Origin of the sequence: Maribacter sp. IgM3_T14_3, assembly GCF_049603095.1 — a bacterium.
Lineage (GTDB): Bacteria > Bacteroidota > Bacteroidia > Flavobacteriales > Flavobacteriaceae > Maribacter.
Genome location: NZ_CP187138.1, coordinates 421,950 through 443,838, shown reverse-complemented (window position 1 = coordinate 443,838; position 21,889 = coordinate 421,950). Strand labels below are relative to the sequence as shown.

The following is a 21,889-nucleotide window of genomic DNA, read 5'->3' as shown; positions in this document are numbered from 1 at the left end:
CAATATTCTGTCAATCAAATAGTTATAAAAATAGTCAATATAATATTGTCAAATAATTTTACAGGAAATGTATAATATTTTTACAAACATTTTCAATAATGATAATTATTGGAGCTAATCCAAACAGTTTCAGTTATTGTTTTAGTAATAGTTATTTTAAAGAACATACAAACAACTCACAATAGCAATGTCCATTTTTGAATGCAGTACAAAAGTTAATATGCTAAAGGTTTTTTGTAATTTAGAGAAGTTCAAATAAAGGATATATTATATTTAAATACAAGTGAATAAATTTGAGATTGAAGGTAAATGGAGGAATGTTGCACAAAGTGATTGGATTCACGGCACGCTATCATTTGACCCAGAAACAAGGAGTTCGATTTCCTTATTTGGAAGTTTTACAGAGCATACAATACTATTTTCAAACCACAAGGTAAGTCTTGTTGTCGGTAGAACTCCTATAGGAGAATTTACACTGGTTGATTTAGATTATAGGTCATTCAGCAGCAATCGTAATTTTGGAACGATTACAACTTATAACATTACCTTAATATTCAAAGGAATTCAAGTTGAAAACAAGGATGAACTTATTTTCAGTGATGTTTCTTTTTCTTCATTAAATCTAGAGTCTTGGTTCAATCCACCGAACCTAACGATTCAGCATAACGTTGATGATTGGTCTTTTAAGCTGGAGGGTAAAAGTACAGGAATAGAAAATTTCAAGTTAAAGGAGGGAATTCTTCTTAATATAGAACATGATGTTTCTATTAAACCTCAAAATTATTCAAATACCCATATAATTGAGAAATCTACTGATTTAAATCTTTCTTACAATTCAAGCAAGAATTGGCTTGTGATTTGGAAGGATGTTCAATGTTTCGTTTCCTTTATTTCATTCTGTACCAACGAGCAAAGTTATCCAACTAAACTAATTTTAAAAGACAATGTCTTTACTGAAAAAATTGGAGATTCGACTAAAATTATTCCAGTAGAACTATTTTTTCAAACTACTATGTTTTATTCTGGTAGTTCCCAGAACGAACCTAGAGATCATCTTTTACCATATTCAATTCTCCGAGATAATTTTCAATTTATTTTGCAAACATGGTTTGAACTTTATGAAACTTTTCAAATTCCGATTAACTTAATTAACAGTAGATTAAAGTCAAAGCGCTTATTCAACGAAAATAGATTTCTTGACGCTGCCCATGCATTGGAAGTTTTTCACCGACTTGATAGTAATATCAACAAATTCCCTGCTGATTATTTCGACAAATTAAAGATTACCGCAATGAATGCATTCGCTGATTCCAAAAAAGATAGAGAGTGGATGGAACAACTCTTAAGATATGCAAATGAGCCTAGCCTGAGACAAAGGATGAAAGATTTGATAGATAAATACGACCTTGATTTTCTTTTTGAAGACAATAAAGAGAAAAAACATTTTATTAATATGGCCATTAACACAAGAAACTATTTCACACATTACGATAGTAGTATTAAATCTCATAAAGCATCAGGAGCTAAATTGATTTACATTACTAGAACCTTAACAGCAATTTTATATTTATGTATAACTGCAAAATTGGCTATAGATGAGTCAAAATCGAAAAGAGCCGTAAAGGATATGTTAGAACGTCTCTAAGGAGCACACAAAAAAATTACCTTTAGGAATGTTAAAATAAACGATAAATTAAAATTCTAGGTAAACCTTTGATGTAGCATAATTAATCAAATTAAATCATTAATTGAAATGAAACTATTTAAAATCGTTCTAATAATAATTTCGTCAACAATAGGTCTGTCTGCTCAAGCTTTCCAAAATGGAGAAAAGGATTCGATAGTATCCGAAACTTTAAATGAAACACGACATTTTAAGATTGTTCTACCTCCTTCCTATGACGAATATGAAAAAATAGAATATCCGGTAATTTACGTTTTGGATGGAGATTTTCTTATTAATTCAACATCAGGAATAATTGAGTATATGTCAAAGACCGGGGAAATTCCTGAATTCATCCAAATCTATATTTCTAATTCAGACAGAACAAAAGATTTTACACCAAGTCATACGGTAATAAATTATGAACAACAAAACGATTCCACTTTAGAACAAAGCGGGGGTGGCAAGGAATTTTTAAAATTTTTGAACTTTGAACTTATTCCATACATCAACCAAAGCTATAGAACAAATTCATTCGATACTTTAATTGGTCGCTCTTTTGCAGGACTAATTGGCGGTTTTGACTATTTACAATCGGAAACTGAATTGGATAGTTATTTATTGATCGACCCTAGTTTTTGGTGGGATAAACAATTAGTAGTTCGCTTACTTGATCAAGTTTCTCGAAATATAATTAAAAATCGAAGAATATACATTGCCAGTTCAGACAACTTCGACTTTTCAAACTACATTAAAGAAATGCGGAACAGTCAAAATTCGTTTTATGAAAAAATCCAAAATCATAAGATTGATTCTACTAAAATCAGACAGGATTACTTTGAACAGAATACTCATGGCACAGTAACTATTCCAAGCATATATAATGGATTAACCTTTATTTTCGGAGATTACGAATTAAAAGGAATGAAGTATAGAACTGCTGACGAAATCATTAATCATTTCGCAAACTTCTCGAAAAATTATGGTGCAGAATTTACCCCACTTGAAGGAATGATAAACTGGTTAGCATCAATACAAAATGAAAAAGATAAATTAGAGGCTCTAAAATTGTACGAACTAAATGCGAATAATTATCCTGAATCCGTTAACGCACTTGTTATTTTGGGCGAAAAATACGAAGAACTAAATATGATTGAAAAAGCAATAGTTCAATACAAAAATGTTCTGAAAATCGACAAGAACAACGTAAACGCAATTGATAAGGTTGAAGCACTGCGGAAATAAAACGTGGAACATCAATGTCTCCTATTAAAAGCTATAGTCTAGATAATAAAAGTTTAAATAAAGGATTATTTAATGTCCTTGGTTACATACTTTCCTATTAATTCTTAACTTGAACTTATAACATATGTTATATATTTAATTGTTATCTGCAAGCTGCAAAAAATCAACTTTGAAGAATGAATAAAGATTGTCGTTTTTGTGAAATAATTGGAGGAGACAGAAATGCGGAGGAAATTGTTTTTGAAAATAACGAATTTATAGTGGTATCGGATAGGAATCGTAAAACTAGCTCAGGAGGGATTTGCTTAATTATTCCCAAGCAACATGTTCCGAATATATTGGAATTGACAGAACAGGACGGGAATGGACTTATCAAAATCCAAAGTTTAGTTGGCAAAGCAATGGAAAGAGCTTTCAAATGTAACGGAATCAGAATCTGGACTGCTGTAAACAAAGCTGCTGGACAATCAATTTTTCATTGCCATATTCATCTTGTTCCGTGCAACTCAATAATGGATAGAATAATCGCTTCTTATTCAGGACTTTACGATTTAAAAAAGCGCATATTTGGAAAAAGAAAATTATCCGAAAAAGTTAATTTTGAATTGGCTGAAAAAATCAGGGCGGAAATAAAAGCCAGCAGATAACAATTACTAAACGTAATGCGGACTTTGGGGCAAAACCGAAAGGTCTGTGTATATTTATGAAGTCGCTAAATCTTTTGGGTTTTACTTTAAACAAGAAAAAAAATAAAAAGATTTTGCTATGTGCATGGCGGAAAGCAAACGCCAGTTTGCTCCCGCACTGTTCATAACTAAACCGTTATCAAAGTTCAAATAAAGGATAAGTTAGGACACCACGTCGTTAATCATAACCATCAAATTATAGAATGGAAAACTTAAAGAAAGAACAAATTCGATTAAAGGAATACGGCGAATCAGTTTTCGAAGATAAAACTAACTTTGAAAAGTGGTTAAAGACAAAGTCAAAAGCCTTGGGCGGGATAACCCCTGAATCACTTTTAAAGAGTTCAAGAGGCGTACAGAAGGTTATGTATGCTTTAGGAAGAATTGAACACGGTATCTTGGCTTAAAGTTCAAATAAAGCAAGAGTTAGGACACCATGTCGTAATTCGTAAAGTTCAAATAAAGGATTGTATGTTATGATGGGATGTTAGTACCTTTATTTTTAAAAAAAGCAAGTTTCTATAGAAATTGGCTTTATAAAAATTTTGTTAAATGAAAAAACTACTTTTTCTATATGGACTTTTGTTTACGGTTGTCTCTTCATATTCACAAGCCTTAAATGCAAAAATAAAATATCAAGCAACTTTAAATAGTGATGAGTTTTATGCTCGTTTTATAAAGGATAGTCTGATTTCTGATAATTTAAAAAAATTATATACAGAAGATATTTCTAATAGTGTACCTGATGTTTTTTATTTGTTGATAAAAGGGAATGAAGCCTTATACAAAGCTCAGTTTGACCCCGAAAAAAGAGTAAATCTAGGACATAAACCCAATTGGACAAACAATATAGCACAATATGAAAACGTCTATTATACGAATACGAATACCAACGAAAATTTTTTTAAAAGCTTTTGGACAAGAGGTGTAGTGGTAAATTTGAATGAAGTTAAATGGACATTAACTGAAGAAACAAAAATAATTGGAGGCTATACTAGTTACAAAGCGATTTCAACCATAGAATCGGAACAACTATATGGTATGAATTATATGAGCCCTGTGGTTGCTTGGTATACCCCAGAAATAGCCACATCCTTTGGAATAAAAGAGTTTAATGGTCTACCAGGATTAATCTTGGAGTTGATTACTGACCATGAGTACGGAAAAGTTATTTACAAAGTTACAGATATAGATTTGAATCCAAAAGGAGAAATTATTATAGAAAGACCTAAAGGAAAAAGAGAAATGTCCTTTAAAGAATATTTAGAATATATCAAAAAACTGAATGAAAGGAGGTAATAAAAGTTAACTATATAGACAAACATTGAAAAAGGTACCGTTTTTATAATTGGAGTTAATAATAATAGTAAAATGTAATTTTAATTTAATATCTATTTGAAAATAGAGACAATTTGTTCTTCTATGCAAATTATCGGAGTGAGTTATTAGCAGTGTCAGTGGATTTTACTATATAAAGTTCCTCTATTCAAGCATGCGAAAAATTTAATAGAAGAAAAACTTTTCAATTAAAATTTTAAGTTATCAAACTTTCCTCGTCGCAGGAGCCGAACTTCGGAAAATTATAGACTCAGAGATTTGGAAAAATAGCTTACCGGCTACTTTAAAAGATTAATTTCAAATGATAGCTCCAATAAAACTTATAGCATGAGTTAGGACGCTAGGTCGTAATTTGTAAAGTTCAATTAAACAATTAATAGTATGATGCAACCTTATACATACAGAGAATGGAAGCTCTTAATTTGTCCATTTTGTCTAGAAGTTGATCAAATAGACAATAAAGTATGCTCTAGTTGCGATTGCTCTTTAGAATTTACCATTGACAATAATATATTTAGGAACTGCGAGGCTATAATGTTTTATGCCTATCAACAAAGAAAGACATTAGAAAAAGAAATTGAAAGGACAAACGGAAAAGGTCCATATCGCCATCATTCACACATACCTTATGGTGAAATATTTGCCTTTATTATTGGTGCGGTGGCATCTGGTATGACATGGGATGCAATTAAGTTCTTAATTTCTAAGATTTTCAAATCGGTACAAAAATTAAATATAGTTGTTGACGATGAGCGAATGATTAAATCGGGTATAAAACCAGACTATGATTTATTGAAAAGCCTGGCAACAGACAATAACACATTTGAAGAATTCGTAAAATGTATTGATAACTATGCCGAAGGAATGCCAAATGTACATCCGCATATAAGAGACGAAACGAGATTTGTAAACTTGCCAAACGACCTATTGAACGATAAGTTATTAAGACAAATAGTTCAAACGATTGAAAAGGAAATGAATTCCAAAAAGTCTAAATTAACGATTAATTAGGGCATTATGAGTAATTCCTTGAGTTGAATTAAATAATGAGCCAGTTGATGATTTAAGCCGATTTCCCATTTCGGGAAATTTTAACAATTATTATTTCCCATAACGGGAAATAATAAATATATTTGTATCAAGGTATTTATCTTAATCATGAGAATATATTCGAAAAGCACTTTAATTGAATTCTGGAAAAAGAACCCAAAAGCGGAAAAACAGTTAAGGGCTTTTTACAGTATTATCAAGAACACTGAGTTTAAAAATTCTAACGAAGTGATAGCATTGTTCAACACTGCAGATGTGGTTAAGGATGGTAAAATAATATTCAATATTTGTCGTAACGATTTTAGATTGATCGTTAAATTCAATTATCAAAAACATGCGGCCTTTATAAGGTTTATTGGCACACATAAAGAGTATGATAAATTGGACATAGAAAGCCTTTAGTTAAATAATAACCTTTATAGTTCAAGCTATAACAAAAGACTGTTAGAGTTATGGAAATCAAAATTATCAAATCAGAAAATCAGTACAGACAGTATTTGGAACGATTCAATAAAATATTCGATGCAGAAGAAGGAACACCTGAATCTGATGAGTTCGACTTATTGGCATTAGTAATTGAAAAATATGAGAATGAAAATTATCATATAGAAGAGCCACATCCTTTGGAGGCTATCAGATTTATGATGGAGCAGAATGGAATCAGTGAAGGTGATTTAGGTAAAATTATAAATAGTAGGTCTCGGGTGTCCGAACTTTTCAGTGGAACTAGAAAATTGACCCTAAACCATATTAGGGCTATAAATAAAAGATTACACGTGCCAGCTGATATATTGATAAAGGATTACGATGTTGGAGAAATACATCACGGTTTGTCAGCCTAAAATATCAGTTAAACTATAAATTTATTTTTGATTGGTAAATAAAGGACTATCGTGTAAAGTTCAAATAAAGGATCATTTCTATTATTTCGGAGCTAAAGCAATTGATATTCCAACACATCTATTCCCAATTATAAAGCAAGGTCAGGCGCACAAATCGAATGCAAACGAACCCTATAAACTTGATTTTGTTGATTGGCTAGAAAAGACACCCTATGATTCTAACGTACTGCATGGAAAGCCACAGTTTAGCTTAGATTTCTCGAAACATCATGAACAAAAATGTTTACCCTCATGTTAATCAACTCAATTGAAAGATTATAAAAACCGTAAGAAATATCTTAATTTTGATTCATTCACCAATGAAATTGGCCTTTTCACAACAAATAATCTTAAAATTCACTTATAAGTGAATTTAATTTTTATATTTACATTTAGATGAGTAGCTTTGCACGCCTTAAACATATACAAGACCTTGAAAAAGTTAGCTACTATTCAGTCTGTTTAGGCGATGACCCTGACACTTTAGTTGACCAAGATTCCTTATATGAATCATTTTTAAAAGTCGAAGGTGCAAAAAGTAAAAAGAAAGTAATCCATATTACTAATTGGCTAAAAGAAATAGGAGAAAGGTATGGCGCACAAGACAGATTATTTAGACCCGAACAAAACCAAGGCGAAGCAACAGGACTACCGCCAAAAGGCACCCATAGAGCTCCGACCTACACAGAAGATGGTAAAAATATACCCAACAACCTGAGATTATATTGCTACAGGTTAAACGAACACGTAGTAATTCTTTTTTCTGGAGCAATCAAAACGGCGAAATATCCACAAGATTGCCCCAATGTAGGCCCCCATTTTAAGGAAGCAAACCGATTGACTAAAGCTATTGATACCGCAATCAAAGTGAAAGATATCATATGGATAGACGACTATTCTAATATCGACTTTGAAGATGATTTACTCATTGATATATAGTTAGAAAACCAAAGCATGAAAAAAAACAACATCATTAACGAATGGCTAAATGAGAACAATGACCCCGTCATTGAACGTCTTGTAAAACGAAATCTTGCAATAGCCAATAAAGTCAGGAACATTCTAGACGAAAAAGGACTAAGTGATAAAGACTTAGCTAAAATGCTAAATAAAACTCCATCTGAAGTTAGCAAGTGGTTGAGTGGTACTCATAATTTTACTGGTAAGTCAATTATCAAAATGGAGTTAGCATTAGACAAACGTTTGCTTCATGTTGAACCTGTCAAAGAATATGTGCACTTAGGTATTATTCCTGGGACTATGAAACAGGCGATAAATGAGTATACTGAAAACAACTACCAAGAAATAATGCCTAGTAAAATTGGATAATGACCAAGAAAGCGCATAATATCGACCCTACTCAAATACATCTCAAACACATCGAGGAGTTGTATACAGACATCGGTAAATTGGTTGATAACCTTAACCCTGTTTCTAAGCTTGACACCAAAGTAGCTCACAAACATGCTTTCAACATATCAGATAACTTATTCTTACTAGGTCTAAAAGCTGTCTTTAAGGCTGTTGAAATTGACGGCGAACCTGAATGTATTTTTAGAGTAAATTTTCATTTTGAAGTGGACAATTTAGATGATATGTACACGCATAACGAAGAAGATATACCAGTTTTCCAGGAGCTCTTTGTAGCTACCCTAGCTGGTATTTCATATTCCACCCTCAGAGGAATAATATACGAAAAAACAATCAATACATTTTGGAACGGCATAACACTTCCTGTAATAAATCCTGCTATACTGCTAAAAGGATGGATTGAGGATGAATGATTATCGATCACATACAGAACAAAGCTCTTTACAAATCGCACCTTCTGTAAAGAGTTTATTGCTTCAGGTGATTTATAGTATCTTCCCTAAAAGTTTAAATAAAGGATAGCTAATTTCATTACTCTAAAATCTCTTCCCGAATAAATCCTTTAAACTGCCCATCGGAAATTATAAGTAAGCTATCTTTTATTTCAGGATTATTTAATCTAGTCGCCTTTAGGGGTAATTCAAAACTACCTTCAATATATCTATTTTCGTTATCATAAGCCGAAATCGAAAATATACCGTTGGAAGCTTCTTCAATGGCATATTCACTGATCAAAACATCACCGCCCAAAGTGTTATAATAGCTGCCATTGCTGTCATATAATTTATAGGACCCTATACCGTTAAACTTCATTTTGGCAACCATCACACCATTGTCAAGACCCTTACCGACCGCTAGGAAAATAAGTGTATCACTAGCAGTCAGACTGATTGCAGTAGTTCCTTTCCACGTTTCATTATCTCGTGCAGCTATAAAAGAGTTATCTAAGAACAAAGGTTCCACATTATCATTTTTGCCACAGGCCAAGAATAAAATGAACATTAAAATAAAAAAAAATCTTGTTTGCACGAAAGTAATTTTAGAATAGATGTAAATCATTGAACAACGTTGCGTCTTCATTCAAAGAAAATAGTTTCGAAGGTTAATTAAAATAATTTATAATGACTGACAAGCCACCTTCAAGTACTTGACGAAATTTCGTAAATTCCAAAAACAAAGTCCAAAAAAGGATTATTTAAAGCCAGTAAAATAAATCTTTTCATACTATTACTTAACTTGGGGCTATATCATATTCTTTGCGGAATTGTTTTCACCAAGCTAACATGCATTTGCCAATATCAATCACTTAAAGAAATATATGAAAATATTAATACTCGGAGCAACTGGACGTACTGGGAAGTGGATTTTGGCGGAGGCTTTAGAACGAGGTTATAAGATAAATTGTCTGGTTAGAAAACCCGAGGCAATCAAGCAAAACCATAGTGCTTTAAAAATTTATAAGGGCTCACCCGAATCAATTTCAGAACTGGAATCAGCTCTAAAAGGTTGTGACGCAATAATCAGTGCTTTAAATATCTCCCGTAAATCGGATTTTCCTTGGTCGAAATTAAGAACGCCAAAAACATTTCTATCCGATGTAATGAAAAATATAATTACACTTTCCACAAACATCAAAATTGATCGAATTGTAGTTTGCTCAGCTTGGGGTGTTGCGGATACGGAAAAGGAAATTCCATTATGGTTTAACTGGTTTATTAAAAACAGTAATATCGGAGTTGCATATAAAGACCATGAAAGACAGGAAAATCTTTTAAAATCTTCTACATTAAACTGGACTATAGTAAGACCAAGTGGTCTCGTAGATTTAAGTAAGAGTCAGACTATTATTGAAAGTTACAACAATGAACCAAAACCCAAGATCACCATTAGTAGAAAAAGTGTAGCTGAGTTTATGGTAAAGACCTTGTCCGATAAAAAACTGATCGGTAAGGCTCCTGTAATTTCTGCTGAACTTATTAAAATAAACAATGACTTAGGTAAATCATAATAATAATCCATGAAGAAAGGTCTTTTATATTTAGTAACATGTCTACTACTCACAAATTGTAATTCACCAAAGGAGAAATCAGATTCTCAGGACGAAAAACCGGAAACAGTTGATAGTATTTATTTTGACAAAATAGTAGACGATCCTGATTTTAAACTTTGCCGTCCTTATGTTTACCAATATTTCAATGATTCCAAGGGTTTAATTTTCGAAGGAGGAAAACCGCTATTGGTAGAAGCGTTCAGTATCCAATATAATTCCGGAATTGTTCCGAAAGAAACAGGATTAGTCAGAATTCGATTTGTAGTAAATTGTAAAGGTGAAGCAGATAGATTTCGATTACTCGGAATGGATAACGACTACAAAGAAAAAGATTTTGACAAAACTATAACCGACCAACTTTTAAAAATCACAAAAAGTCTGAAAGGTTGGGGGGTCAAAGAATTAAGAGGGGATTCAGTAGATTATTATCAATACCTGATTTTCAGTATTAATGATGGCATAATAACAAAAATATTACCCTAATATGAAGCAGTTCATTTTTCTTTTTCTTTTTATCATTGTCGGTATTTCTTATGGACAAGGTAACTGTAATGCATATTTATGGCAAAAGGACACACTTAAATATGAAGCTTGTAAATTACTGGTGGATAATCAGGATAAATATTATCAATTCGATAGTCGCTTTCACAAACTGATGAAAGAAGCACTTGAAATTTGTCCTTACTATGCTTATCCCTATCGAGAACTTGCAGCCCCATATGTAAAAAGTGGTAATTTTTTAATGTGGAAGAAATACATAGACAAAGCTGTAAAATACAATCCAAAAGAATATTTATCAGTTAGGGCATCACTTCGATATAAATTTTTTGCCGACTATAAGGGTGCCATAAAGGACATTGATTCTTTAAGTAGTATTGTATCAAATGACATTGGCTATAGTTCGAATGGAACATATCATTTAAATGTTGTGAAAGGACTATGTTTGAAATCTCTGGGTAGGACTGACGAGGCAATTGCAATAATTGCAAAACAAAGTGAAATAGAAGATGATTTTGGTATGTACAACTATTTACATTTGGGTGTTCTTTATATGGCAAAAGAAGACTACCATAATGCCTTGGCCTCTTTTAAAAAACAATCAGATATAAATAATCTCGCAGAAAACCAGTATTATACCGCCTTATGTTATAAGAGTCTCAATGAACAGGCTAAGGCAGACATTCATTTAAAGATGGCCTTGAATCTTTATCAATCCGAGCAAAGTATGTTTGACCCTTATAATGAATTATTTGACCAAATTTATTTATCTGATATAAAAAGGGAAATAGCGTCTATTGAGCAAAGTTTTAAATAATTTACAAGCCAATTAATTGAGTATTGGGATATTGGTGATATTTCATAAATACTGTCCTAAAATAGGACACCGCGACGGCAAACTGAAATGACATTAAAAGTTTAAATAAAGGATTATTTAATGTTCTTGGTTACATACTTTTCTATTAATTATTAACTTGAACTTTATAAAAGATATATATAACATATGTTATATATTTAATTGTTGGCATTAATTATGAGCCACCATAAGTATAATAAAAACTAGAAAAATGAAATTTAACCATCTTTTAATCACAGTAATAATATTTTCAATTATACTTTCTTGTTCTAGTGACGACAGTGAAAATCTTGAAACAAACCCTATAATAATTACTAGTATTGATAGCTCTAAAGAACTTGCTTTTACTGAAGAAGAAATAATTGTAAGTATTGATGCAGAAGGATATTTGAATATTGAAGTCACAAGCAATACTAACAATGTAACCGTAAATAAAATAAACTCAACAACCTATACTTTAAGTGCTACGGTAGCTACCGAAGTGACAATACAAATTACCCTTACCTCTGAAAATTTTACCGAGGTAAAAAACGTAGACTACATATTTTTTGAACACGGCGTTATAGATTTTAAAGTTGTAGAAGGCTTAACTCTAGATAAAGACTCTCCCGTTCGTGTACGTGAATTACATGGGGATCCCGATTATATTTTAACAATCGAAGATAAAAACGAAGAAGTATGGCATTACTTTAATAAAGGTTTTTGGATATTAATGGATAACAATGTTGATCAAGCCCATTATATGAGACTTTACGGCATTCCATGGTCGAGAACTTTTGAGAATACCGAATACATTGGTGAGCAGTACCAATATGAGATTAGCGAAGGTCTGAAAATTGAAAATCTACAACTTTCTATGACTACCGTAGTAGATAGGTTTGGACTTCCAACAGAAAAATTTACTAGTACAAATAATGAGCGTCTACATATTTATGATTATGAAAATTTAGAAATTTTATTTTATTTTCAATCTGATGATATTGACGATTACATAGGTAAAAATGTGGGGTACGTAAATGTCTATTAAATAGTGTTTTTTTTATTGAGAATAATAATTAATGCCAACAAAACGTAATGCGGACTTTTGGGGCAAAACCGAAAGGTCTGTGTATATTTATGAAGTCGCTAAATCTTATGGATTTAGCTTTGGAACAAAAAAAGAAAAAGCAAAACAATAAGATTTAGCTACGTCGGCAGACGGAAACGAAGAGTTTCCTTGCCTCTGCACTACGCTTAGGTACTGTGTTGAAAAACAAGTTTTTTCTTTAATAATTTAGGAAACAGGTTGATTTATCAAACCGTTATCAAAGTTCAAATAAAGGATAATATATGACCGTAATAAAAGATTCAAAATACAAAAAAGCATTATTGGTTGAACTAATAGAAGTTTATGTTTCTAAAGGACATTCAATCCATATGTTAGTTGGTAAAGATTTACATGATTTTGACCGCAATGAATTAGAATCTAAATTGAGAGCGGAAGGAGTTAATACCGATATAATCAAATCAAAGTCTAAATAAACGATGAATTAAATATAAAGCGTTTCGAATCGTTCTGAATCGTTTTACTATCTTTATTATACGAAAGAGTCAAAACGTCTTTCTGGTAGACCTATTCGGATACCTATTTTGAAAAAATGATTGTAACGTATTGGTTATTAATGGTATAGGGCAGGGGTTCTAACTCTGCCACCCCGACAAAAACCAGTTCAGAAATGAACTGGTTTTTTTTTGCTTTTTTTTGAGCTTTTGATTATTTACTTTCTAGATTTAAAAATTAATTTTAAAGTTTAATAGCTAATAATTACTTTAGAATGTCAGCCATGATTTACTCCACATCACCATCGGTTTATTTTTAGATCTAATATGTTGACAACGTAATAAATTATAATTCTCTGCTATTTTAATGCCATTAGAGACACGATTTCTATAATCTTGACAAGTTGTTTGGTTTACGGTTAATTTTAATGAGTTAGGGCATAGAAATGAGATTTAGAACTTTCATGTAAACGATGAGTTTCAATTTTGATGAGTAGATATTTCTGTGATAAACGGTTTGGTTGTTTTTGTTTTATCTGTAAAGCTGTACTTTTAGATCCGAAAAAATAGGTGTCCTCAAATGCAAACGATAAAAGAACTGATAGAGCTGATAACTCTTAAAAGAATAGACGAAACTATATTTGAAGGAGAAAACTATAATGCCCCTTGGGGTAGGGTTTTTGGCGGGCAAGTATTAGCACAATCTTTACATGCAGCCTATCAGACCGTACCAGAAGATCGTATAGCACATTCGTTACATGGTTATTTTATTCTAGGAGGAGATTTAAAATATCCAATCAGATACGAGGTCGATACTATTAGAAATGGAGGCAGTTTTACTACAAGAAGGGTGGTAGCAAAACAAAACGGAAAAGCAATTTTCAATATGGCCGCATCATTTCAGGTAAAGTCCGATGGTGTTAACCATCAATTTCCGATGCCTAATTTAATTCCGCCAGAGAAACTAACTACCAGTCTCGAGCAGTTAGAAGAGATTAAGGATCTGTACCCTGGTGCATATAAAAGATTAAAAGCGGTACAGCCTAAAGTATTTGAATTTAAACCCGTAGAAAAATTTACAACGCAACTAATCGAAAATGGTTCTCCATTTTTTAATACTTGGTTACGCACTTCTGATAAAGCTGAAATCGCTTTGCCGATGCAACAACAATTATTGGCTTACGCATCTGATTATAATTTACTGACCACGGCGACATTACCACATAGAGAAGTATTGAATAAGGGCGAGACTTTTTACGCCAGTTTGGATCATGCCATATGGTTTCATCGCGATTTTGACATTCAAAAATGGCTGTTATATAGTATGGATAGCCCAAGTGCTTCTAACTCGCGAGGATTTTCAAGAGGTAGTGTATATGATAGAACCGGTGTGTTGGTTGCTTCTGTAGCACAAGAAGGGTTAATGCGTCAAAGTGTATAATTCGAAATTTAAAATTTGGGCGTCAAGAAAACTGTAAAAGGATTTCTGGTAATTCCTGATTTTGAGAGAATATCATATTTGTTAAAGTAGGAAGTACAGGTGTAACTCTATTTATCTTTAGCTGTAATTTTTTCATATTCTTAAAATTAACACTGCAGTTGGTAGAATATGGCAATACTTTGTATCCGATTTTTTGAAATTGCCTATATTTATAATTATCCTGAATTGTTTATACTAATTATAAAACAACCTAAAAGTGACTTCTCTGCAAAATCTTAAGAATAAAATTCTCTCTTACAATAAAGTTGATGACGATGTATTAGATTATTGGTTGTCACTCTATGAAAGAATTGATTTAAAGAAGGGCGAAGCTCTTATTTCTTCAGGTCAAATGGTCAATTATTTTTATTACTTAGATGCTGGTTGTATTTATTATTATAAACTTCAAGATGGGGAGACCAAAGTTTTGGAGTTTTATACCGAAGATATTTTTTTTACAGACCTACCAGCCTATGTAAAAGGTTCGCCATCTAGATATTTTTTAACGGCAACTGAAAAATCCACAGTCTTTGCAATAAAAAAATCGAATGCCGAAATGTCTTTTGATAATTCGCATCAATTAGAAAGATTTGGCAGATTGTCAATGCAAGAAGCTTTTTTAAAATCATACAGTCGTGTAGAACGTATGAACAGTCGTACGAATGAGGAGCGTTATTTGAGGCTGTTGGAGAAAAGGCCCGATTTATTTCAGCGTTTACCACAGTATTTAATAGCATCATATTTAGGTTTAACACCTGTTGGGCTCTCTAAAATTCGAAAGCGTGTGGGTCAAAGAGAAAGCGATTGTGTTTAAATAATTTGTTTTTTAATCCGTTTATTGCTCCAGTAAATAAAAATACCTGCGGTAAAAAACATTAGAGTTCCATAAATAGCAGGAGCAATAGCATAAGCGGTATTGTTAAGTAGAATTGTTGCAATGCTTATACCCAATGTTCCATTTTGTATTCCACCTTCTATAGCTACAGAAATACGTTGTTTAAGGGGTAGGTTGAATATATATCCTAAGATATAACCAATAGACATGGTAATAATATTAAGAGTTAAGGTTACAAGACCGGCTTCTTGAATATTGGTTATTAGCAGCGCCCGTTCTTTAATAAGAATTGCCACCAAAACAATGACAAAGAAAATACCCGATGCTTTTTTTACTGGTTTTTCCATTTTCAGGGCAAAGCTTGGGCTTTTATATTTTAGTATCATCCCTAAGCCAACAGGTAAAATTACAATGATGAATACTTGTAAAATGGTTTGGGCGATATTCAGTTGAATAGTTGTGCCTTCACCCAAAACTTCTTGCAAACCTAAATTGATAATAAAAGGAATCGATACCAAGGTTATTAAGCTACTAATTGCGGTTAGTGAAACCGAAAGTGCCGTATCGCCATTTGCTAAATGTGTAATTAAGTTTGACGTTGGTCCGCCAGGGCAGGCAGAAATAATGATGACGCCAATCGCTATTTCTGGCGATAAGTTGAAGATTTGTATGAGGATGAAGCCAACTATGGGAAGAATGATTAATTGACAGCATAGACCAATTAATATGGCTTTAGGTTTACTGAATATTCGAACGAAATCTTTGGTCTCTAAAGATAAACCCATGCCGAACATGATGATGATTAGGGAAATAGCAAGAATTGCGTTAGAAATATTATCCATAAAATGCTCAGGTTTAGAGAGGTAGTTCTAAATATAGAAGATTTGACTGTGATAATCGCTAGTTTCATTCTTTTATTAAACTAGTTTAATGAGTTTGGGTAAAATATCTACTAACTTTATGTTTCATAAAATATAACGCAATGGCAAATCAATATGTAGACTTAGAAACGCTGAAATTCTTATTATATAAAGTAAACAACCTGCAAGACGTTCTTGACCAAGAGCGCTATGCAGAATATGATCAAGAATCGGTAGAAATGATGCTGAATTCGGTTAAAGATTTTTCTGATAAAGAGCTTTATCCTTATTTCAGGGAGATGGATGAGCAGCCTGCACATTTTAAAGATGGTGAGATTGTTGTGCATCCTCAGGTGTTGAAATTTATGAAAGCTGGTGGAGAAATGGGGCTGATTGCAAGTTCATTTTCATATGAGCATGGTGGTATGCAAATGCCGGCTATGGCGGCACATGCTTCGGCATTTATACAGGATGCAGCGAACAATCATTTACCAGGTTATATTGGTTTAACGGTAGGTTCGGCAGAACTAATTGCTCATTTTGGTAGTCAACAACTGAAAGAAACTTATTTGCCTAATATGTTATCTGGAAAATGGGGTGGTACCATGTGTTTAACTGAACCACAAGCAGGTAGTTCACTTTCAGATATTACAACATCTGCTACGCCCGATGGCGATACGTATAAAATTCACGGACAGAAAATATTTATATCAGGTGGTGATTACCAAGGTGCAGAGAATATTGTGCATTTGGTTTTAGCGAGAATAAAAGGTGCGCCAGCAGGTACAAAAGGAATTTCCTTATTTGTGGTGCCTAAAAATAAACCAACTGCAGAAGGTGGTTTAACACCAAATGATGTAACCGTCGTTGCCGATTTTGAAAAAATGGGACAACGTGGTTATTGCACAACACATTTGTTTTTTGGTGATAAAGAAAATTGTGAGGGTTGGCTTGTAGGCGAAGCTAACCAAGGATTGAAATATATGTTTTTAATGATGAATGGTGCGAGAATAGGGGTTGGTAGAGGTGCAGCGGCGATAGCTTCGGCGGCATACCAAGCTTCTTTAAACTATGCAAACGAAAGACCACAGGGGCGTAAATTAACAAGCACGGGTAAAAAAGATGCAAACCAAGAGCAGACCTTAATTATTAACCATGCAGATGTTCGTAGAATGTTATTGTTACAAAAAGTAATTACCGAAGGTGCTCAAAGTTTAGTGCTGTTGACTGCAAAATATCATGACCTTTCTATAGCAAGTGCAACAGCAGAAGAACGCGAAAAATATAGATTGTTATTAGAGATTATGACACCTTTAGTAAAAACGTATCCGTCTGAAGCGGGTATTGTTTCGGTAAATAACGGAGTTCAAGTTTTAGGTGGATATGGATTTTGTTCAGAATATATTTTACAACAATATTTAAGAGATATCCGTATTTCAGCTATCTATGAAGGTACAACGGGTATTCAATCTCAAGATTTATTAGGTAGAAAAGTAACGATGGATAACGGGAAGGCTTTACAGCTATTATCCGAAGAAATTACAAATACTATTAAAGCAAGTATGGTTCACGATTCTTTAAAACCTTATGCTAAAAAATTAGGAGGTAAATTAGAATTGACTCAACAGGTATTACAAAGCTTAATGGGCTTTGCCATGAAGGGCGATTACCAGCGTTTCTTAGCAGATGCTACTCCGTTTATGGAATTCTTTAGTACAATAGTACAAAGTTGGTTATGGCTAAATATAGGTCTTGAAGCTCAAAATGCCTTAGTAATGGGTAATAACGATCACAGTGCAGAATTCTATGAAAGTAAAATTCATGCCATGGAATTCTATTTCAAATACGAACTTCCAAAAACTTCGGGACTAGCAGAAATACTTATGGATAATGAGAAAGCTTTAACTATCGGTACAGATAAAGAAGTCTTTATTTAATAAGAAAGAGTAGTACTATTTCTTACTTTGAAACGAGATGAATACATCTGTTTTAAACTTTTTTAGGCATAAATTAAAATAGGTAGAATTTCCTCCTTTCAATTGAAGGGAGGAGTTTTCTAACTTAGGGTGAAAACACGAGAATAACAATATTCCGTTTACAAGAACAAGTTTAAAATAAATTCACATTTAGAAGATAGTGCAGGTTTTATCATTTCTTGATATAAAAACTAGCACAGAAAAACGAGAAACAAACATATGAATAGCATAAAACAAAAATTTGATCTTACAGGAAAAGTGGCAATCGTTACAGGTTCTAGTAAAGGTATAGGCTTATCTATTGCGCGTGGTTTAGCGGAGAATGGAGCCAAATTAGTTATCAGTAGTCGAAATCAAGAAGCTGTTGATGCTGTTGCAGCTGAATTTAATGAAGCTGGTTTTGATGCTATTGGTATTGCCTGTCATATTGGTGATGCAGATCAGAGACAAGCACTGGTAGCAAAGACGGTTGAAAAATATGGACGAATAGATATATTGGTAAATAATGCAGCAATCAATCCTTTTTATGGTCCCATAGAAAGTGCTGAAGAAGAGGTTTTCGATAAAATAATGAATGTAAATGTAAAAGCACCTTGGTTACTTTCAAACCTAGTGCAACCATTTATGAAAGATAATGGCAGCGGTAGTATTATTAATATTTCGTCTGTAGAGGGTATTCATCCAGGGTTTAGATTAGGATTGTATAGTATGACCAAATCTGCCTTGATTATGCTTACAAAAAATCAGGCTAAAGAGTGGGGTAGATACGGTATTCGTTCTAATGTCGTCTGTCCCGGGCTAATAAAAACAAAGTTTAGTCAAAGTCTTTGGTCTAATGATAAATTAGTTGAAGGTTACAATCAAACCGTGCCCCTAAAAAGAATGGCAGAGCCAGATGAAATGGCAGGCATTGTAATGCTCTTGGCATCAGATGCAGGTTCGTACATGACCGGTGGTGTTTACGCAGCAGACGGTGGATATTTAATTTCAGGATAAAAATCGGTATTCGATTTTGGTTAACAGTTATACTATACTAAAGGATTAAAATCTATCAACTAAAAGTCAATTTCAAATTGAAACCTAAAAGTACATTCTAAACACTATCAACGAAAACGAGAAAAAATGAATTTTGAATATTCAGAAAAATCCAAAGAACTTCAAGAAAAGCTAAAGCAATTTGTGGCTCAAAATTTAGCTCCTGTTGAAAAAGAAGTAGAGGCTTATCATAAAGACCCAGCAAATGCATGGACAAAGTGGCCAGGTTTAGAAGGATTAAAACAAAAAGCAAAAAATGCAGGTTTATGGAATCTTTTCCTTCCAAAAACATATGGTGATTTAAGTCCGGGTTTGACCAATATGGAATATGCTCCATTGGCAGAGATTATGGGGCGTATGTTATGGTCATCAGAAGTATTTAATTGTAGCGCACCAGATACCGGTAATATGGAAGTACTATCAAAATATGGTACTCCTAAGCAGCAAGAAAAATGGTTAAAACCATTGATGAATGGAAATATTCGCTCTGCATTTTTAATGACGGAACCTGACGTCGCTTCATCAGATGCTACCAATATAGAAACATCTATCGTGGCAGATGGTAATGAATACGTAATTAATGGTCGTAAATGGTGGTCATCTGGTGCAATGGATCCTAATTGCAAGATAGCCATTGTCATGGGAAAAACAGATTTTGATGCTCCCAGACATGTGCAGCAAAGTATGATTTTGGTTCCTATGGACACGCCGGGTTTAAAAGTGATTAGACCGTTAACAGTTTTTGGTTACAACGATTCTCCAGAGGGTCATGCAGAAATTCTTTTAGATAATGTGCGCGTACCTAAAGAAAACTTATTGGTTGGCGAAGGTCAGGGGTTTGCAATTGCTCAGGGTAGATTAGGTCCTGGTAGAATACATCATTGCATGCGATTGATAGGTATGGCGCAACGCTCGCTAGAAATTATGGTGCAACGAACAACGCAACGTAAACCTTTTGGTAGAACTTTAGATAGCTACAGCAGTGTTCGTCAAGATATTGCAAATTCAGCTTGTGAGATAGAGCAAACAAGACTTCTAGTGCTTTCTGCAGCCGATAAAATGGATAAACTAGGCAACAAAGAAGCCAAAGATTTAATTGCCATGATTAAAATTGTAACGCCAAATATGACACTGAGAGTAGTAGATAGGGCAATGCAAATTTTAGGTGGATTGGGCGTAAGCAGCGATGTACCATTGGCACATTTTTTTGCTGCTGCCAGGATGCTCAGATTAGCTGATGGACCAGATGAGGTTCATATGAGCCAATTGGGTAAGAATGTTATAAAGCAGTACTCGAAGTAACAACAGAATAAGAATAAACTAGCACTAAGTATAAGGTAAAAAGAGACTTAAATGTCATTTCGAACTTGTCGAAAACTTAAGTATACAAAAAGTGTATTGGTTTAAGAATGATTGTAAACTAGAAAGAATAAAGAGCAACTGATAATAAAGAAGATGAATTTAAAACCAGTCAGAGAAGGTGAAGAATTAAACGAAGTCAAACTTAAGAAATTCTTGTTTGAGCATAACCTTATTACAGACGCCAAAAGCGAGCTGCAGGTTGGTCAATTCTCCAATGGTTTTTCAAATCTAACATATCTATTACATATAGAAGATAAAGAATATGTGTTACGTCGCCCTCCATTTGCCGCTCCGAAGAGAGGTCATGATATGGGAAGGGAATATAAAGTAATTCACAACTTGAATAAGATATTCGATAAGGCACCAATGGCATTTGCCTATACAGAAGATGTCGATGTAATTGGTGCCCCATTTTATATAATGAGTAAGGTTTCAGGTGAAATTTTAACGGCAAAAGAAGCAAGAGCTAGACATGTTTCTCCGTCAGAATTCAAAACAATTTCAAATACCTGGCTCGATACTTTCGTAGAATTTCATAATGTAGATTACAAGGCAGCAGGATTAGATAATTTAGGCAGACCTGTAGGGTATGTTGAAAGGCAAGTTACCAATTGGGGCAAACAATATTTAGCTGCCGCTACCGATGACGTGCCTACCGCTGAAAAGGTAATGGTATGGATGCAAGATAATCAGCCGAAAGAATACGATCATACTTTAATACATAACGATTTTAAGTATGACAATGTCGTTTTTAAAGATGAAACGTGGAAAGAGATTACGGCTATTCTAGATTGGGAAATGTGCACGCTAGGTGATCCTTTAATGGATTTAGGTACTTCTTTAGGCTATTGGACCACTGCTGCCGATCCCGATTTTATGAAGCAAGGTTTGCAATCGCCAACGGTAATGGAAGGCAACCCATCTAGAACAGAAATCGTTCAGCAATATGCACTGAAGAGTGGTAGAAATATTGATAACCTTACGTTTTATTATGCGTACGGACTCTTTAAAATAGCAGTAATCGCACAGCAAATATATTATAGGTACAAGCATGGGCACACAAGCGACCCAAAATTCGCTTACTTGAATAAGGCATCAGAATTATGTTGTAATACAGCGTGGCAAGCTATTCAGAAAAATCAAATTGATAATTTATTTTAAGGG

25 protein-coding genes are annotated in these 21,889 nt (G+C 33.4%); 23 read left to right on the top strand and 2 right to left on the bottom strand.

The window, feature by feature from the left end:
* Positions 1 to 283: 283 nt before the first annotated feature.
* The 12 genes from ACPF9A_RS02085 (at position 284) to ACPF9A_RS02030 (ending at position 8,647) form a co-directional block, all read left to right on the top strand.
* The gene (locus ACPF9A_RS02085) at positions 284 to 1,645 is read left to right on the top strand and encodes a HEPN domain-containing protein (protein WP_424001223.1); all 1,362 of its coding nucleotides are present in this window, start codon (positions 284 to 286) and stop codon (positions 1,643 to 1,645) included.
* 108 nt (positions 1,646 to 1,753) lie between these two features.
* Positions 1,754 to 2,908, top strand: coding sequence for an alpha/beta hydrolase-fold protein (locus tag ACPF9A_RS02080; protein WP_424001221.1), 1,155 nt, complete (start codon positions 1,754 to 1,756; stop codon positions 2,906 to 2,908).
* Positions 2,909 to 3,084: 176 nt separating this feature from the next.
* On the top strand, positions 3,085 to 3,555 hold the full coding sequence (locus ACPF9A_RS02075; protein ID WP_424001219.1) for an HIT family protein: 471 nt from the start codon (positions 3,085 to 3,087) through the stop codon (positions 3,553 to 3,555).
* A gap of 242 nt (positions 3,556 to 3,797) precedes the next feature.
* A complete protein-coding gene (locus ACPF9A_RS02070; protein WP_396632899.1) occupies positions 3,798 to 4,001 on the top strand; it encodes an antitoxin Xre/MbcA/ParS toxin-binding domain-containing protein in 204 nt (67 codons plus the stop codon).
* 145 nt (positions 4,002 to 4,146) lie between these two features.
* Positions 4,147 to 4,893, top strand: a complete 747-nt coding sequence (locus ACPF9A_RS02065; RefSeq protein WP_424001217.1) for a GLPGLI family protein — start codon at positions 4,147 to 4,149, stop codon at positions 4,891 to 4,893.
* 420 nt (positions 4,894 to 5,313) lie between these two features.
* Positions 5,314 to 5,943: a hypothetical protein gene (locus ACPF9A_RS02060; protein WP_424001215.1), complete on the top strand. Its 630-nt coding sequence runs from the start codon at positions 5,314 to 5,316 to the stop codon at positions 5,941 to 5,943.
* A 147-nt stretch (positions 5,944 to 6,090) separates the two neighbouring features.
* Complete coding sequence (locus ACPF9A_RS02055) at positions 6,091 to 6,384, top strand: type II toxin-antitoxin system HigB family toxin (protein ID WP_424001213.1); 294 nt, start codon at positions 6,091 to 6,093, stop codon at positions 6,382 to 6,384.
* A gap of 50 nt (positions 6,385 to 6,434) precedes the next feature.
* Positions 6,435 to 6,824 carry a helix-turn-helix domain-containing protein gene (locus tag ACPF9A_RS02050; protein ID WP_424001211.1) on the top strand — a complete coding sequence of 130 codons (390 nt, stop codon included), beginning with the start codon at positions 6,435 to 6,437 and terminating at the stop codon, positions 6,822 to 6,824.
* Between the two features lie 31 nt (positions 6,825 to 6,855).
* A complete protein-coding gene (locus ACPF9A_RS02045) occupies positions 6,856 to 7,122 on the top strand; it encodes a hypothetical protein (RefSeq protein WP_424001209.1) in 267 nt (88 codons plus the stop codon).
* 137 nt (positions 7,123 to 7,259) lie between these two features.
* Positions 7,260 to 7,802, top strand: a complete 543-nt coding sequence (locus tag ACPF9A_RS02040; protein ID WP_424001207.1) for a hypothetical protein — start codon at positions 7,260 to 7,262, stop codon at positions 7,800 to 7,802.
* 15 nt (positions 7,803 to 7,817) lie between these two features.
* On the top strand, positions 7,818 to 8,192 hold the full coding sequence (locus ACPF9A_RS02035; RefSeq protein WP_424001205.1) for a helix-turn-helix domain-containing protein: 375 nt from the start codon (positions 7,818 to 7,820) through the stop codon (positions 8,190 to 8,192).
* Positions 8,192 to 8,647: a hypothetical protein gene (locus tag ACPF9A_RS02030; protein ID WP_424001203.1), complete on the top strand. Its 456-nt coding sequence runs from the start codon at positions 8,192 to 8,194 to the stop codon at positions 8,645 to 8,647. The genes ACPF9A_RS02035 and ACPF9A_RS02030 overlap by 1 nt, the downstream gene beginning before the upstream one ends.
* 118 nt (positions 8,648 to 8,765) lie before the next feature.
* Here ACPF9A_RS02030 and ACPF9A_RS02025 read toward each other — a convergent pair whose 3' ends face one another.
* Complete coding sequence (locus tag ACPF9A_RS02025) at positions 8,766 to 9,263, bottom strand: hypothetical protein (protein ID WP_424001201.1); 498 nt, start codon at positions 9,261 to 9,263, stop codon at positions 8,766 to 8,768.
* Positions 9,264 to 9,552: 289 nt separating this feature from the next.
* On the opposite strand from ACPF9A_RS02025, the gene ACPF9A_RS02020 reads away from it, so the two are divergent.
* The 7 genes from ACPF9A_RS02020 (at position 9,553) to ACPF9A_RS01990 (ending at position 15,471) form a co-directional block, all read left to right on the top strand.
* Entirely contained in the window at positions 9,553 to 10,242 is a 690-nt protein-coding gene (locus ACPF9A_RS02020; protein ID WP_424001199.1) for an NAD(P)-dependent oxidoreductase, read from the top strand.
* A gap of 9 nt (positions 10,243 to 10,251) precedes the next feature.
* Positions 10,252 to 10,767, top strand: coding sequence for a hypothetical protein (locus ACPF9A_RS02015; protein ID WP_424001197.1), 516 nt, complete (start codon positions 10,252 to 10,254; stop codon positions 10,765 to 10,767).
* 1 nt (position 10,768) lies between these two features.
* Positions 10,769 to 11,599: a hypothetical protein gene (locus ACPF9A_RS02010; protein WP_424001195.1), complete on the top strand. Its 831-nt coding sequence runs from the start codon at positions 10,769 to 10,771 to the stop codon at positions 11,597 to 11,599.
* A gap of 250 nt (positions 11,600 to 11,849) precedes the next feature.
* Positions 11,850 to 12,665 carry a hypothetical protein gene (locus ACPF9A_RS02005; RefSeq protein WP_424001193.1) on the top strand — a complete coding sequence of 272 codons (816 nt, stop codon included), beginning with the start codon at positions 11,850 to 11,852 and terminating at the stop codon, positions 12,663 to 12,665.
* Between the two features lie 302 nt (positions 12,666 to 12,967).
* Complete coding sequence (locus tag ACPF9A_RS02000; RefSeq protein ID WP_424001191.1) at positions 12,968 to 13,159, top strand: hypothetical protein; 192 nt, start codon at positions 12,968 to 12,970, stop codon at positions 13,157 to 13,159.
* 598 nt (positions 13,160 to 13,757) lie between these two features.
* Positions 13,758 to 14,618, top strand: a complete 861-nt coding sequence (locus tag ACPF9A_RS01995; RefSeq protein WP_424001189.1) for an acyl-CoA thioesterase — start codon at positions 13,758 to 13,760, stop codon at positions 14,616 to 14,618.
* Positions 14,619 to 14,874: 256 nt separating this feature from the next.
* Entirely contained in the window at positions 14,875 to 15,471 is a 597-nt protein-coding gene (locus ACPF9A_RS01990) for a Crp/Fnr family transcriptional regulator (protein WP_424001187.1), read from the top strand.
* On the opposite strand, the gene ACPF9A_RS01985 is transcribed toward ACPF9A_RS01990, so the two are convergent.
* Positions 15,468 to 16,334 carry a bile acid:sodium symporter family protein gene (locus ACPF9A_RS01985; RefSeq protein ID WP_424001185.1) on the bottom strand — a complete coding sequence of 289 codons (867 nt, stop codon included), beginning with the start codon at positions 16,332 to 16,334 and terminating at the stop codon, positions 15,468 to 15,470. The genes ACPF9A_RS01990 and ACPF9A_RS01985 overlap by 4 nt on opposite strands.
* A 140-nt stretch (positions 16,335 to 16,474) precedes the next feature.
* On the opposite strand from ACPF9A_RS01985, the gene ACPF9A_RS01980 reads away from it, so the two are divergent.
* The 4 genes from ACPF9A_RS01980 to ACPF9A_RS01965 all read left to right on the top strand — a co-directional run bounded on the left by ACPF9A_RS01980 (position 16,475) and on the right by ACPF9A_RS01965 (position 21,886).
* Positions 16,475 to 18,289, top strand: a complete 1,815-nt coding sequence (locus ACPF9A_RS01980) for an acyl-CoA dehydrogenase (RefSeq protein WP_424001183.1) — start codon at positions 16,475 to 16,477, stop codon at positions 18,287 to 18,289.
* Between the two features lie 258 nt (positions 18,290 to 18,547).
* The gene (locus ACPF9A_RS01975; RefSeq protein WP_424001181.1) at positions 18,548 to 19,324 is read left to right on the top strand and encodes a glucose 1-dehydrogenase; all 777 of its coding nucleotides are present in this window, start codon (positions 18,548 to 18,550) and stop codon (positions 19,322 to 19,324) included.
* A 126-nt stretch (positions 19,325 to 19,450) separates the two neighbouring features.
* Positions 19,451 to 20,665, top strand: coding sequence for an acyl-CoA dehydrogenase family protein (locus ACPF9A_RS01970; RefSeq protein WP_424001179.1), 1,215 nt, complete (start codon positions 19,451 to 19,453; stop codon positions 20,663 to 20,665).
* A gap of 153 nt (positions 20,666 to 20,818) precedes the next feature.
* Entirely contained in the window at positions 20,819 to 21,886 is a 1,068-nt protein-coding gene (locus ACPF9A_RS01965) for a phosphotransferase family protein (RefSeq protein ID WP_424001177.1), read from the top strand.
* Positions 21,887 to 21,889 lie beyond the last annotated feature (3 nt).